This is a genomic window from Bradyrhizobium sp. WSM1743 (genome assembly GCF_000473065.1).
GTDB lineage: Bacteria > Pseudomonadota > Alphaproteobacteria > Rhizobiales > Xanthobacteraceae > Bradyrhizobium.
In genome coordinates this window covers 353,556-366,873 of the sequence record NZ_AXAZ01000001.1, presented here as the reverse complement: position 1 = coordinate 366,873, position 13,318 = coordinate 353,556, and the positions used below count along the sequence as shown (strand labels likewise).

At 63.7% G+C, this 13,318-nt stretch carries 12 protein-coding genes; 3 read left to right on the top strand and 9 right to left on the bottom strand.

The window, feature by feature from the left end:
• Window positions 1-98 precede the first annotated feature (98 nt).
• The 3 genes from YU9_RS0101750 to YU9_RS0101740 are packed head-to-tail and all read right to left on the bottom strand — an operon-like array spanning window position 99 to window position 2,148.
• Window positions 99-692, bottom strand: coding sequence for a GNAT family N-acetyltransferase (locus tag YU9_RS0101750; RefSeq protein ID WP_027571223.1), 594 nt, complete (start codon window positions 690-692; stop codon window positions 99-101).
• Window positions 689-1,771 (bottom strand): alpha/beta fold hydrolase, encoded by a 1,083-nt coding sequence (locus YU9_RS0101745; protein WP_027571222.1) that lies wholly within the window; start codon window positions 1,769-1,771, stop codon window positions 689-691. The genes YU9_RS0101750 and YU9_RS0101745 overlap by 4 nt, the downstream gene beginning before the upstream one ends.
• Window positions 1,768-2,148 carry a hypothetical protein gene (locus tag YU9_RS0101740; RefSeq protein ID WP_027571221.1) on the bottom strand — a complete coding sequence of 127 codons (381 nt, stop codon included), beginning with the start codon at window positions 2,146-2,148 and terminating at the stop codon, window positions 1,768-1,770. Before YU9_RS0101740 ends, YU9_RS0101745 begins: the two co-directional genes overlap by 4 nt.
• Before the next feature lie 163 nt (window positions 2,149-2,311).
• Here YU9_RS0101740 and YU9_RS0101735 point away from each other — a divergent pair, with 163 nt between their 5' ends.
• Window positions 2,312-3,226: an alpha/beta fold hydrolase gene (locus YU9_RS0101735; protein WP_027571220.1), complete on the top strand. Its 915-nt coding sequence runs from the start codon at window positions 2,312-2,314 to the stop codon at window positions 3,224-3,226.
• 15 nt (window positions 3,227-3,241) lie between these two features.
• Window positions 3,242-3,685, top strand: a complete 444-nt coding sequence (locus YU9_RS40595; RefSeq protein ID WP_051380301.1) for an Imm63 family immunity protein — start codon at window positions 3,242-3,244, stop codon at window positions 3,683-3,685.
• A gap of 9 nt (window positions 3,686-3,694) precedes the next feature.
• Here YU9_RS40595 and YU9_RS0101725 read toward each other — a convergent pair whose 3' ends face one another.
• The 6 genes from YU9_RS0101725 to YU9_RS0101700 all read right to left on the bottom strand — a co-directional run bounded on the left by YU9_RS0101725 (window position 3,695) and on the right by YU9_RS0101700 (window position 11,416).
• Entirely contained in the window at window positions 3,695-4,369 is a 675-nt protein-coding gene (locus YU9_RS0101725) for a spermidine synthase (protein WP_027571219.1), read from the bottom strand.
• A 30-nt stretch (window positions 4,370-4,399) separates the two neighbouring features.
• Window positions 4,400-7,636 (bottom strand): bifunctional cytochrome P450/NADPH--P450 reductase, encoded by a 3,237-nt coding sequence (locus tag YU9_RS0101720; protein ID WP_027571218.1) that lies wholly within the window; start codon window positions 7,634-7,636, stop codon window positions 4,400-4,402.
• A gap of 117 nt (window positions 7,637-7,753) precedes the next feature.
• Complete coding sequence (locus YU9_RS0101715) at window positions 7,754-8,749, bottom strand: alpha/beta fold hydrolase (protein WP_027571217.1); 996 nt, start codon at window positions 8,747-8,749, stop codon at window positions 7,754-7,756.
• 10 nt (window positions 8,750-8,759) lie between these two features.
• The gene (locus tag YU9_RS0101710) at window positions 8,760-10,310 is read right to left on the bottom strand and encodes a wax ester/triacylglycerol synthase family O-acyltransferase (protein WP_027571216.1); all 1,551 of its coding nucleotides are present in this window, start codon (window positions 10,308-10,310) and stop codon (window positions 8,760-8,762) included.
• A gap of 48 nt (window positions 10,311-10,358) precedes the next feature.
• Entirely contained in the window at window positions 10,359-11,159 is an 801-nt protein-coding gene (locus YU9_RS0101705) for a triacylglycerol lipase (RefSeq protein ID WP_027571215.1), read from the bottom strand.
• A complete protein-coding gene (locus YU9_RS0101700; protein ID WP_027571214.1) occupies window positions 11,159-11,416 on the bottom strand; it encodes a DUF6489 family protein in 258 nt (85 codons plus the stop codon). The genes YU9_RS0101705 and YU9_RS0101700 overlap by 1 nt, the downstream gene beginning before the upstream one ends.
• A gap of 304 nt (window positions 11,417-11,720) precedes the next feature.
• On the opposite strand from YU9_RS0101700, the gene YU9_RS0101695 reads away from it, so the two are divergent.
• Window positions 11,721-13,316 carry an ABC transporter substrate-binding protein gene (locus tag YU9_RS0101695; RefSeq protein WP_027571213.1) on the top strand — a complete coding sequence of 532 codons (1,596 nt, stop codon included), beginning with the start codon at window positions 11,721-11,723 and terminating at the stop codon, window positions 13,314-13,316.
• The last annotated feature ends 2 nt before the right edge of the window (window positions 13,317-13,318 follow it).

Genomic DNA, 13,318 nt, shown 5'->3' with positions numbered 1-13,318 from the left:
TATCACGAAATCGTGAACAGCCTTAACGAGAGGCATCGTGACGCCTCCCTCGCCAATTGGGTTCCCGAGGATCGCTCCGCAGGTGCTGGATGGGCCTCTTAGTGCTGGACGGCGCCTGGCAGCCCGTAGGCCTCCATCTGGGCCTGGACCTGCGCGACGTTGTGGCCGAGCACGACGATATCGTGGGTCTTGCCGTCGACGTCCCGGACATGGTCCCGCAGCAGCGCCTCGGCCTTGAAGCCGAGGCTCTCGAACAGGGCAATTGCCGCCTGCTGATCAACGGTCATCTGAACCGAGAGCTTTTCCAGGCCCGCCCCGAGCGCGAGGGCGAACGTCTCCTGCGACAGCGCCTTGCCCACTCCCCTGCCGCGGACCTCGGGCGAAACCACCATGCGGATCTCGCCGACATGGGGTGACCAGGAGTGCGGATCGCGCACCAGCGTGCCGCAGCCGACGACCTTGCCGTCCCTGACTGCGAGCAGGCTCTGAATTGCGCCACGCTCGATCTCCTTGATCCAGGCCGACAGCACCTTCGGCTCGCTGATGTTGCGTGGCAGGAACAGCAGATCATGGGTTGGCAGGCCCTTGCCGAAGGCCAGCACCGCGGCTTCGTCCGCGGGCGCCATCAGGCGGATCTCAATGTCGCCGGCGTCCGTCTTGACGTGACGCGGATAGGAACGCTGCTCGCTCATGTCGATCTCTTCCCCAGCCAGGAGTCCAGTTTCGGCCACAGCCGCTTCACCGCGTTGGCACCGGCAACCAGCGAGACGTGACCACCCTTCAGGATCACCTCTTCCTTGTCGGCCGATCCGATCTTGGCGATGAGGTGCTTGGCGGCGTCATAGGGCACGATGTGGTCATGCTCGGCGACCGCATGCAGGATCGGCACCGTGATGTCTTCAAGCTTCGCCGGCCGACCGCCGACCGACATGGTGTCGTTGAACAGCTTGTTGTCCCACATCAGGTCCTTGGTGATGGCGCGGAAGTACTCGCCGGCCAGCGGCAGCGTGTCGGTCGCCCAGCGGTCGAACATGCGGTAGGACTTCACGAATTCGTCGTTCCAGATATTCTCCCAGAGCTGGATCTGGCTCACCGTGCGCGAGGCCGGGCGCAGCATCTCGAACGACGACAGGATCATCTCCGGCGGCACGTTGCCGACGCTGTCGACGAGATGGTCGACGTCGAAATAGCGGCGGTCGGAGAAATTCGAGAACAGCTTCATCTCGCGAAAATCGATCGGCGTGGTGAAGCAGATCAGGTTCTTCATCGGCCCGTCCTTGTGGATCGAGCCGTAGAGCAGCGACAGCACGCCGCCGAAGCAATAGCCGATCACGGAGACGTCTTGCTCCCCGGAATCGGCTTGCACGCGGCGGACGCAATCCGGGATGAAGTCGAGGACATAGTCCTCCATGCGCAGGCCCTTCTCCTCCGGCCGCGGCGCGCTCCAGTTCAGCATGTAGACGTCATATCCGCGCCTGAGCAGGAACTCGATGAAGCTCTGGCCCGGAACGAGGTCGAGGATATAGCCGCGGTTGGTGGTGGCCATCACGATCAGCACCGGCACGCGGTAGATCTCGTCCGACATCGGACGGTAGTGATAAAGGCTCATCGTGCCGCGCGAATGCAGCACGTCCTTGGGCGTCGAGCCGAGCGACGGGCCCGAGGTCGAGAAATATTCGACGCCCTTGATGCTGCACATGATAGCGCGCTGCACTTCGGACTGAATGCGCTCCGGGATCGCGGCGAAATCAAGTCCCGTCGGCGCGTTCATTTCTGGTCTCCGCCTTCGGAGGGCGGACGCTTCGTGCGCGGCGGTCGCGGCGCAGCGCCGACTTGCTGCGCGCCCGAATTGGCCGACATCTGGCTCAGCATCGACTTGATCTCGCCGAGTTGGCCTTCGATCGACTGAAGTCTCTCCGCGATACCGGTCATCTGCTCGCGGCTCGGAAGGTTCATGGAGAGCAGGTATTTCTCCATGAGATCGCCGAACTGCTTCTGAGCACCTGCAGCAACGCCGCCGGCACGGTTCATTGCTTGCGAGAATTCGGGCGTCTCCATCGCCTTGGTGGCGAAGGAGTTGAACCCTTTCTCCATCTCGCCAACCATTTTCTGCCACAAGGCGACCGGATCGGTGATCTTGTCGGTCATCAGCATCCTCCCAATGTGGAGGGCTTTGCACCCTTCTTTTCACGCCATACCACACCGTCGCGAGGTGCCGGTCAACCGGCAAGCAGCGGGCGCGGCGTCGCGCAGGCGGCTTCTTCGCGGAACGAAACCGTGCGATACAGCATCGATCAGCAGGAGGGACCCCGTGACCGCCCATCAGCCGCCCCAGACCGTCCGCGCCAACGGCATCGACATCTGCTACGAGATTTTCGGCAACGACACTGCCGAGCCGTTGGTGCTGATCATGGGGCTCGGGGCGCAGATGATCCATTGGGACGATGCGTTCTGCGAGCAGCTCGCCGCGCGCGGCTTCCGCGTGATCCGCTTCGACAATCGCGACATCGGCAAGTCGAGCCATCTCGCCGGCGGCAAGCGCCTCACGCCGCTCGAACTGCTGAAGCTGCGCTTCTTGCGGATTCCCGTGGCCGCAACCTACAAGCTGATCGACATGGCCAAGGACACGGTCGGCCTGATGGATGCGCTCGGTATCAAGTCAGCGCATCTGGTCGGCGCCTCCATGGGTGGCATGATCGCGCAGGAGGTGGCGCTGTCGTTTCCGCACCGCGTGCGCTCGCTGACTTCGATCATGTCGACCACGGGCAATCCTCGCATACCGCCGCCGACACGCGAGGCCGCGGCGATGCTGATGGCGCCGCCGCCGCGCAGCAAGGAAGAGTTCATCGTCCGCTACGGCCAGACCTGGAAAGTGCTGCGCGCCGGGCATTTTCCGGAAGAGGAAGCGCTCGATCCTGGCCGCGCCGAGCGCGTGTTCGCGCGCGGGCTCAATCCGGCCGGCGTCGGCCGCCAGCTCCGCGCCGTGCTTGCCTCCGGCAGCCGCAAGGAGCGTCTTCACGCCGTGAAGATTCCGACGCTGGTCATTCACGGCGCCGTCGATCCGTTGGTCCATCCGGAGGGCGGCAAGGACACGGCGGCGTCGATCCCGAACGCAAAGCTGCTGATGATCGAGGGCATGGGCCACGCGCTACCCATGCGCTTCTGGCCGGAGATTATCGACGCGATGGACAAGCACGCGCATGGCGCGGCGGCGCAGGCGGCGTGACCCGGGCCGCCCCGCATGAAAACCTTGCAGGATATCGAAGCCGACGTTGCGAGGTTGGCGACCCGCGTTGGGGCCTTCCAAGACGACCTCCCGACCTACGGCACCTCGCGCGACGCCGGCCATCCGCATGTCGAGGTCGATGCCGGTCTTTATCACTATGTAATTGTTGAACGCGGCCAGGAAATAGATCGTCGGTCGAGCGCCGACTATGATGACCTTCTTTATTGGATATTTGAGTACGTCACTTTTAACCTCGCCTTTTCGTACGAGCAGATGCATCGCATCGAAGATCAAGACTGCCGGCGCATTGCGTTTCCGCGGCAGATCGAACTGATGCGACGCCTTGGTCCGGACATGGGCAAACGCATGGAGCGGGAGATTGCCCGTATTCTCGAACGCGCGCCTTATGACGACGAACTGACAAAAGCTGCCAATCGCATGAGCAGAAGGGAGTCCTAGGCTTCGCCGCTAACCCTTCCGTGCGATCCAGATCACATGGCGCGCGCCGCCGCCTCTGCCGGTGGCGCGGACATTGACCTCGTTGACGTCGAAACCGGCACGGCGAAGCCGCTTGGTGAACACCGGATGGGGTCCCGACGACCAGACGGCGAGCACGCCGCCCGGCCGCAACGCTGCCTTCGCGGCCGAGAGCCCGCTCGCACTATAGAGCGCATCATTGTCCTTCCGGGTCAGCCCCTCCGGCCCGTTGTCGACGTCGAGAAGAATGGCATCGAAGCCCGATCGCTGCGCCCGGATGATGTCGCCGACGTCAGTTTCCCGGATGCTCACCCTGGCATCATCGAGGCTGTCGCCAAAGACCTCAGCCATAGGGCCGCGTGCCCAGGCGACGACCGCCGGGACAAGCTCGGAGACTACGATCTTCGCCTTAGGTCCGAGCACGGCGAGCGCCGCGCGCAGCGTAAAACCCATGCCGAGGCCGCCGATGAGGACGACGGGCTTTGCGACCCTCTCGATCTGCTTCGCCGCGAGCGTGGCGAGCGCGGCTTCCGAGCCCGACAGGCGGCTGTTCATCAGCTCGTTGGTGCCGAGCTTGATGGAGAACTCCTTGCCCCGCCGCATCAGGCGGAGCTCCTCGTCGGAACCGGGGATTTTGGCGGTGTCGAGTTTTTCCCAGGGAATCATAGGAATGCTTTAGCACGATCGGGCGAACAATCACCCTCCCGCCCAGACGTCCAGCACATACCGGTTCTTCGTGCCCATCTCCTCGATCCAGCGCGCACTAGCGACCGCATCGCCGCCGTTCTTCTCGCGATGAATCGCGACGAGGGCCGCCTTCACGTCGGGCTCCATCTTGCCGCCATCACCGCAGACATAGATGATGGCGCCGTGCTCGATCAGCGGCCAGACCTTGTCCTTCTGCGCAGCGAGCATGTGCTGCACATAGGTCTTCGGCCCATCCGCACGCGAGAATGCGGTGAAGAGCTCGGTGATGCCGGCGCCCGCCAGTGCGTTCAGCTCGACCGCGTAGAGAAAATCCTGATCGGGATGCCGGCAGCCGAAGAACAGCATGGCCGGGCCGAGCGTGGCCCCCTTCGCCTTGCGCGCGGCGCGCTCCTGGAGGAAGCCGCGGAACGGCGCAAGTCCCGTGCCCGGGCCGATCATGATGATCGGCACGGACGGATCATCGGGCAGCCGGAAGCCCGCCTTGGTCTCGCGCACCGTGGCGTAGATCGTATCGCCCGCGCGACGGTTGGCGAGATAGTTCGAGCAGATGCCCTTGTAGGTACCGCGGCCGGAGGCGGCGGGGCCTTCCACCACGCCGACCGTGACGCTGCATCGCGCCGGGTCGACCGACGGCGAGGAGGAGATCGAGTAATAGCGCGGCGCCAGCAGCGAGAGCATTTCCAGATAAACATGGAACGGCAGTTCGCAGGCGGGATATTCGAGCAGCAGGTCGAACACCGATTTGCGCCTGGCTAGGATCTCGCTGCGGTAGCGCTCGAGCGGCTCGGATTCCTCGCCAACGAAGCCCAGCAGCTTCGGCTTGGTGACCGGGCAGCGGGTGTGCTCGGCCATGATCTGAATCTGCTTGCGGGTCGCCACCTGCTGCAGCTCGACGAACTCGCTGAGCAGGCGGCCGACCGACACGGCCTCGCCGACCGGCAATTGCGCGCGGCGGCCCTCGGCGACCTGCAACCTGATCTGGTCGGCGGGCAGGAAACCGAAGCGGCGGGCAACGGAATCCACCAGCGTCGGATCGTTGCGCGGAACGATGCTCAAATGATCGCCGACCCGATAAGTCATGTTGGACGGCAGCTGCACCTCGATGTGGCGCGTCGAACGCTCCGACGGATTGGGGCCGCTCTTGTTCTGGAGCTCGTCATTGATCAGCACCTTCATGGCTACCGCGCCGCCCTGGGCAACGATGGTGTTGACGGCGGTCACCGCGACAGGCTCGATTGCGTAAAGCGGATCATCTTCCGCGGTGCGGGTGAAATTCCAGTCGATGCCGAATTCCTTGGTGGCGACCTGGGCCGCCGCCGGGAACCATTTCTGGAATTGGCCGTCGAGATCGCTGCGCGCGTCGCCCTCGCCGCGCGGATAGACTGCGCGCGCGCCGTGCTTCGACAATTGCTCGTCGATGAAGCGCGGCACCGACTGATAGGTCGCGGCCCAGTCGCTGTTGCCGCAGCCGAACACGGCGTAGCGTACCCCGGCAAAGGCATCCTTCGGCAAATCGTCGCCGAGCCATTTGACGAATTGCGTCGCATTGTCCGGCGGCGCGCCGTTATAGGAGGCGCAGATGATGAGCACGCCGCCCTCCTGCGGCAGCTTGCCGACATAATCGTCGAGCGGGCCCAGATGCACGGCAAAGCCGTTGATCTCGGCAAGGTCCGCCATGCGCGTTGCGAGTTCCTCCGCGGTGCCGAGATTGGAGCCGTAGAGCACCAGCATCGGCGTGTTGTGGCCGGGGCGCGTGGTGGGCTGGCGCTGCGCCTTCGGCGCTGAGGACGCAACCGCGACAGGCCCGCCATAGGCGCCGCGTTCGCGATCGGCGCGTGGACGCACCTTGATCTTGAAGCCTTCGGGCTTGATCGTCAGCGTCTCCTTCAGATGCATCTGGTAGCGCTGGTGGTCGATCAGCTTGAAGCGCTGCAGGATCATGCCGAGCGCGAGCGCGGCCTCGTGCATGGCGAAGCCGCGGCCGATGCAGGCGCGCTGGCCGTTGCCGAACGGCTTCCAGGCATTGATCGGCCGTTTTGCTTCCGCTTCGCGGCTGAAATTCTCAGGGTCGAAGGCATCAGGATTGGGGCCCCAGACGGAGGGATCGCGATGCAGAGCCGTCACCAGGATGGTGACGAACGTGCCCTTCCGGAGCTTGTACTTGCCGCCGCCGAGAGTCTCGTCGTTCAGCGGCGTGATGCCGTAGGCCGGCGCCGGCGGCCACAGCCGCAGCGCCTCTTTGAGGATCTGCGTGATGTAGGTGAGCTGCGTCACCTGCTGGTAGGTCGGCTTCGCATTGACATCGGGGCCGAAGACGCGGTCGACCTCGTCATAGGCCTTCTTGAGAATGTCCGGATGCTTGAGCAGCGCATAAAGCGCGTAGGACAACAGACCGCTGGTGGTCTCGTGGCCCGCGATCAGGAAGGTGTTGATCTGGTAGCGGATGTTGACGTCGTCGAGCTGCTCGCCGGTGGAGCGGTCGATGCCGGTCATCATCGCGGCGAGCATGTCCTTCTTGTCATCGATGCCTTCCGCGCTCTTGCGGCGCTCGGCGATGATCTCGTCGACCATCTTGTTCATGAAGGCGACGTCTTCAGCCAGCGTCTTGCGCCGCTTCTGCATCCAAAGCTGCTCAAACGGCAGGCCGCGCGTCATCATGATGGTTTCGAGCGAACGCACCAGCGACTCGACGAAGGGATGATAGTCGCGCCGGTAAAACGAGTTGAAGCGGTAGTCGAAGCCGCACAGGCCGATCGTATCCAGCGTCAGCGCGGTCATGTCATGAACGACGTCGATCTCGTCGTCGGCGTTGAGCCGCTCCCATTTCTGGACGAGCTGCTCGGCGATGTCGACCATGCTCGGATGATAGGACTGCATGGCGCGGTTGCCAAAGGGCTGGAGCAGGATGTTGTTCGCCTTGCTCCAGTTCGGCTCCCTGGTATCGGCGGTGAACAGGCCGTCGCCGCCGACCGCACGCACGCGCCGCAGCGCGCCGCGCACCGTCTTGTCGAAGCGCTTCTCATCGGAGAGCTCGTCAACGAGATCGTGGCCGGAGACGACGACGATCGGCGAGCCCATCATGTCGAGCCAGAAGATCGGACCCAGCTCCTTGGCGAGCCGCGTCAGGTGCTGCACCGGAGCCGCCGAGTCCAGCGACAGCATGTTGCCGACCACCGGCTTGGTCGGCGGCTGCGGGATCGGGTCCAGACGGTTCTTGGATGACATTAAAAGCTTTTCCCCCTCAGTAGCCCTCGTCATTGCGAGGAGCTCTTGCGACGAAGCAATCCAGAGTGTCTCCGCGGACACATTCCTGGATTGCTTCGCTTCGCTCGCAATGACGAGCTAGCCGAACCGCCTTCTACGCCATTCGATCAGCTTGGCGCTGACTTCTTCCGGCTTCTCCTGCTGCGTCCAATGGCCGCTGTCTTTCACCAGATACTTCTCGAGGTCGGGAATCAGCTTCTCCATGCCATCAGCGGACGACGGCGGCAACACCGCGTCATTCTCGGCCATGATCATCAGCGACGGCACGCGGACCGTATGATCGAGCCCTTCGGCACGCGTCCAGTTGCGCGACATGTTGCGGTACCAGTTGATGCCGCCGGTGAAGCCGGTTCTGGTGAAGGTATCGACGAAGACTTTCTTCTCTTCCGGCGACAGAATCGGCGTACGCGGATCATGCTTCGCGTCATAGCCGGCAATCATCTGGGGAAATGCCAGATTGAGCCGCGGCGAAGCCCCGACACCGGCAACCACCTCCTCCGGTGGCGCGTCGGCCGGGCGCGGCACCGGCTTACGCATGAACGCATCGAAGGTCTGTTCGACGCGACTGCCGAATATCCTGTCGGGCTCGCGCGCGGGATCCTGGAATTGCACGATGTACATCTTGTCGCCGAAGCGCGCGCGCAACAGCTCGATCGGATCGGCCCAGGCCCGGTTGGTGTGTGGCGTGTTGATGCCGACCACGCCGGCCACCCGATCGATGTGCCGCAGCGGCATCTGCCAGACGACGAAACCACCCCAGTCGTGACCGACGAAGACCGCCTTGTCGATGTTCAGATGATCCAGCAGTCCGACGAGATCGCCAGTCAGATGTTCGATATCGTAAGCTTCGACCGGCTCGGGCCGGTCGGTCGCGCCATAGCCGCGCTGGTCGGGCGCGATCATCCGGATGCCGGCCTCGCTCAGCGCCTTGATCTGGTGGCGCCAGGAGAAGGCAAGCTCGGGCCAGCCATGGCACAGCACCATCGGCGGCTTGTCGCTCTGCGGGCCGGCCTCGTAATAGCCCATACGGATCCCGTTCGTCTGCACGAACTTCAGCGGCGGCATCTCGATCATGGCGAACTTCCTATTCGGCGGCGCCCTTGACCTCGGCCGCCGGCGGCGCATAGGCGGCTTCTAGCGCGGCAAACTCCTCGGGCAGCATGTCGCACATCACCTGCACATGCGGAATGATGTTGGCCCCGACGATGAAGCCGAAATCGAGCTGGCCGCGATAGCTCTGCACGGTGATGTTGAGCGCCTGCCCATGCGTCGCGATTGACACCGGGAAGATGTGCAATAGCTCAGCGCCGGCGGCATAGAGCGTCTGTCGCGGCCCGGGCACGTTGGACACCGTGATGTTCGCGGCCGGCGGCAGCACGTCCGACAAATTGGAGCGGCTGTAGAGCAGCGCCAGGATCTGCACCATGATCGGCGCGCCCAGCATCGAGATGTTGGAGACCTGCGGCATCAAGGCGCGCAAGGGATGCGACATCTCCTTCGACTTGGTCGATTGCGCGATGATCGCCTCCAGCCGCGCCTTGGGATCGGCGATGTTGGTCGCGATCGAACAGATCATGCCGAACACCTGGTTGTTGGCTTCGGTGTTGCCCTCCTCGCGCAGCGAGATCGGCACCGCCGCGGTCAGGGATTTGGCCGGCAGCGTGCCATATTGCAGGAGGTAGCGGCGGACAACGCCGGAGGCGAGCGCCAGCACGACGTCGTTGAGCTTGCCGCCGGTCTGCTTGGCCAGCACCTTCGCCCGCGACAGCGAGATCGACACGCCGGCAAAGCTGCGCTCCGACGAGATCGTCTTGTTCAGCATCGTCGGCGGCGACACCATGCTGGCAAGGCTCTCGCGCGATCTGGGATCGGCGATCTTGCCGAGCACGTCAGAAACGCTCTTGAGCACGGTCGGGATGTTGCCGGCAAAGCGCACCGCGCTCTCGATCTGGTACATCGCGTTGTCGAACAGGATCGAGCCGATATCGCTCTTGCCGGTGCGCGGCAGCTGCAGGTTCTTCGCCGCCTGGGAAGCATCGAGCGGCTGGCTGAACAGCTGCTGATAGGAATCGAGCAGGTTCGCAGCGATGTCGCGCGGTTCCTGCCCGGGCTTGGCTCCGGCCGTCGGCGGGTCGACCTTCCGTGGGATCGGCGAGATGTCGTAGATCATGTTGGTCAGCGCCGCGCCGGCGCCGCCATCGATCGCGGCGTGGTGCATCTTGGAATAGAGCCCGACCTCGTTGTCCTTCATGCCCTCGAACACGTAGAACTCCCAGAGCGGGCGCGCGCGGTTCAAAAGCTTGGCGTGCATCCAGCCGACGATGCGCTCGAGCGTGGCGCGGTCGCGTGGCTGCGGCAGGCTGGCACGGAAGATGTGACGGTCGATGTCGAACTGGTCGTCATCGACCCAGGAGGGATGGTCGATGTCGAGCGGCGCCTTCTCCAGCCGTGCCTTCAGGATCGGCGCGATGTGCAGGCGCGAGACGATCATCGCCTTGAAGTCTTCGAAGAAGTCACCCTTGTAGTCGTCGGGCAGGCGGAAGATCGCCATGCTGCCGACATGCATCGGCATCTCAGGCGTTTCCAGATACAGAAACGACGCGTCCAGCGACGACAGCTTCTTACCGTCAGCCATAGGTTCCCTCCCGCAAGATGTGACGGGCGCCTTAGGCGGCGTTTCTCGTCAGGCCGATACTGCCTGTTCCGGCGGGGCATATGCAATGGCAAACGGCCCGGCCCGGTCAAATGGCGAAAATTCCCCCTCCGGTTGCGCCAGACGGTCCGCCACGGCCCACAGCGCCGCCGGGTTCACCCCGAGCCCGATATGGCTTGCCAGGTGCACTTCGATATTCTCGGCGCGGTCGGAGGGGCGGAGCAGACAGGTTCGCCAGTTCACGACGCCGTCAGCCCGCGAATAGATCGACGTCGTCGGCACCGGCAGCTCGCCGGCAATCGCCTCACGCGCTTCCGCAAAATCCTCCACCCTCTCGCCGGACAGTGCCTCGTAAAGCCGCGTGGCGTTGGTCGCCCGCACGTCGTTGACAAAAGGGCTGCCGAGCGTGATGACGTAACGGACCCTATCGGGTGCCCATAGTGCGAGATCGCGGGCATAGACGCCGCCAAGGCTCCATCCGACCAGGCTGACCTTGCGCCCCGTGGCGGCATGGATTTCAGCCAGACGGGCGCGCAGCGAATCCCGCATCCGCCCGAGCCCGCCGAGATTGCGGCCCATCCGCCAGGCATGTGCCTCATAGCCGAGCTCGCTGAGATAACGCCGCATCGGCACCATCGAGAGATCGCTGGCGAGAAAACCCGGCAGCGCCAGCACCGGATGGCCGTCGCCCCTCGGCGCGCGCATCAGGAGTGGCGACAGCAGCAGGCTCGCATTCAACTCGAATAGCCCACGGGCCTCGGCGAGCAGCAGGCCGAGACCCGGCGGACGAAGCCGGCCCGGATCCTGCGCCCCGTCCCGCCAGGACTGCACTATTTCTTCTTGTCGTTGCTGCGCGTGCCACCCAGGCCGGCCATCGCGACGAACATGTCCTGAAACCGCTCGGCGATCTTCGGATCGAAGGTGAACCAGCTCTGGATCAGGGATTCCGGCGAGACCTTCTCGATATTGCTGAGAACCTGCTGCTGCAGCTTGTCCATCACCGCCGTCTGCATCGGCGCCACGTCAGGCAGACCGAAGAACTGGCGGGCCTCGAGGGGGGTGCAGTCGATTTCGATGTTAACCTTCATGTCCCCTCCATATGAGATTCGAGCGGCCTGTCGGAGTATCGCCGCGAGTTGCGGCGCAACGCAAGCGACCTGATGCCGGCGCGATATGCCCGGTCCTGCAATCAGCCGGTATGGTCAACCAAAGTCGAAAGGCGCGGTCCTCCATGCCGGGCGACACGGGCAGCATTGCTGCACAGCGGTGCAACTTGGCGCGTTCCTTGCTGGAATGGCGCTTGCACGGGTCGAGAACTCTGGGCAACATGGATCAGTCAGCCCCGCCGAACAATCAAAAATCACCGGCGTGGCGGTGTGGAGAGGGTCAAGAATGTCAGTCGGTCGAAGTCTGTTTGCGGCGACGCTCGCCGGTACGCTTGCGTTGGCGGCCTCGCCTGCGTCGAGCCAGACGCTACGTTATGCCAACCAGGGTGACCTGAAGTCGCTCGATCCCTATACCCTGAACGAGAGCACCACCCACGCCCATCTCGGCCACGTCTATCAGGGCCTCACCGCGCGCGACAAGGATCTCAAGATCATCCCGGCGCTGGCGGAAAGCTGGGAAACCCCGGAGCCGACGCGCTGGCGCTTCCATTTGCGCAAGGGCGTGAAATTCCACAATGGCGACCCCTTCACCGCCGATGACGTGCTGTTCTCGGCCGACCGCGTCCGCAAGAAGGGGTCGAACATGCAGACCCGCCTTGCCCCCGACGTCAAGGTGGTCAAGGTCGACGACTACACCGTCGATTTCGTCCTGCCCTCGCCCAATCCCATCCTGCATAACTCGTGGGATGTCTGGTACATCATGGACAAGAAATGGGCCGAGGAGAACAACGTCGTCGATCCGACGCCGGTGGCGGCGACCACGCCGAGCTATGCCTCGCTGCACGAGAACGGCACCGGTCCCTTCATCATCGAAAGCCATCAGCCCGGCGTGAAGACGGTGTTCAAGGCCAATCCCAATTACTGGGGCAAGATGGAAGGCAATCTGAAGGAGATCATCTTCACCCCGATCTCTTCCGACGCCACCCGCGTCGCCGCGCTGCTCTCGGGCGAAGTCGACGTCATCGAGCCGGTGCCGATCCAGGACATCTCCCGCGTCGACTCCAGCCCGAATGCCCAGGTGCTGAAGGGGCCGGAGCTGCGCACCATCTTTATCGGTTTCGACCAGATGCGTGACGAGCTGCTCTACTCCAACATCAAGGGCAAGAACCCCTTCAAGGACGTCCGTGTCCGCGAGGCCTTCTACAAGGCGATCGACATCGAGCTGATCAAGACGCGCGTGATGCGCGGGCTGTCGACACCGTCGGCCCTGATGATCGCCCCGGAACTGTTCATCCTGTCGAAGGAGTTCACGCGGCCGAAATTCGATCCTGACGGCGCCAAAAAGCTCCTGACCGAGGCCGGTTACCCCGATGGCTTCGAGGTCACCATGGACTGCCCGAACGATCGTTACGTCAACGACGCCGCGATCTGCCAGGCCGTCGTCGGCATGCTCGCCCGCATCGGCGTCAAGATCAATCTGCTGGCGCAGCCGAAGGCGCAGTACTTCGCCAAGGTGCTGAAGCAGGGCGGCTACCAGACCTCGTTCTACCTCCTGGGCTGGACGCCGAGCACGATGGACTCCCATAACGTGCTCTACGACATCATGGGCTGCCGCGACGATGCGAAATCCTCGCGCGGCGAGGCCAATCTCGGCGGCTATTGCAACAAGGAGTTCGATGCCATCACCGACAAGGTGCTGGTCGAAACCGACACCGCCAAGCGCAACCAGCTGATCAAGCAGGCCTACGAAATCGGTAACAAGGACTGGTCCTACATCCCGCTGCACCAGCAGGCGCTGGCCTGGGGCGTCTCGAAGAAGGTCAACCTGCCGCAGCGTGCCGACAATCTCGTCATGTTCCACTGGGCGACCAAGAAGGAATAGCG

Bases quoted from the DNA above. Each gene is read 5' to 3' on its own strand.
- YU9_RS0101750 (WP_027571223.1), bottom strand. From the start codon at position 692: ATGAGCGAGCAGCGTTCCTATCCGCGTCACGTCAAGACGGACGCCGGC.
- YU9_RS0101745 (WP_027571222.1), bottom strand. From the start codon at position 1,771: ATGAACGCGCCGACGGGACTTGATTTCGCCGCGATCCCGGAGCGCATT.
- YU9_RS0101740 (WP_027571221.1), bottom strand. From the start codon at position 2,148: ATGACCGACAAGATCACCGATCCGGTCGCCTTGTGGCAGAAAATGGTT.
- YU9_RS40595 (WP_051380301.1), top strand. From the start codon at position 3,242: ATGAAAACCTTGCAGGATATCGAAGCCGACGTTGCGAGGTTGGCGACC.
- YU9_RS0101725 (WP_027571219.1), bottom strand. From the start codon at position 4,369: ATGATTCCCTGGGAAAAACTCGACACCGCCAAAATCCCCGGTTCCGAC.
- YU9_RS0101720 (WP_027571218.1), bottom strand. From the start codon at position 7,636: ATGTCATCCAAGAACCGTCTGGACCCGATCCCGCAGCCGCCGACCAAG.
- YU9_RS0101715 (WP_027571217.1), bottom strand. From the start codon at position 8,749: ATGATCGAGATGCCGCCGCTGAAGTTCGTGCAGACGAACGGGATCCGT.
- YU9_RS0101710 (WP_027571216.1), bottom strand. From the start codon at position 10,310: ATGGCTGACGGTAAGAAGCTGTCGTCGCTGGACGCGTCGTTTCTGTAT.
- YU9_RS0101700 (WP_027571214.1), bottom strand. From the start codon at position 11,416: ATGAAGGTTAACATCGAAATCGACTGCACCCCCCTCGAGGCCCGCCAG.
- YU9_RS0101695 (WP_027571213.1), top strand. From the start codon at position 11,721: ATGTCAGTCGGTCGAAGTCTGTTTGCGGCGACGCTCGCCGGTACGCTT.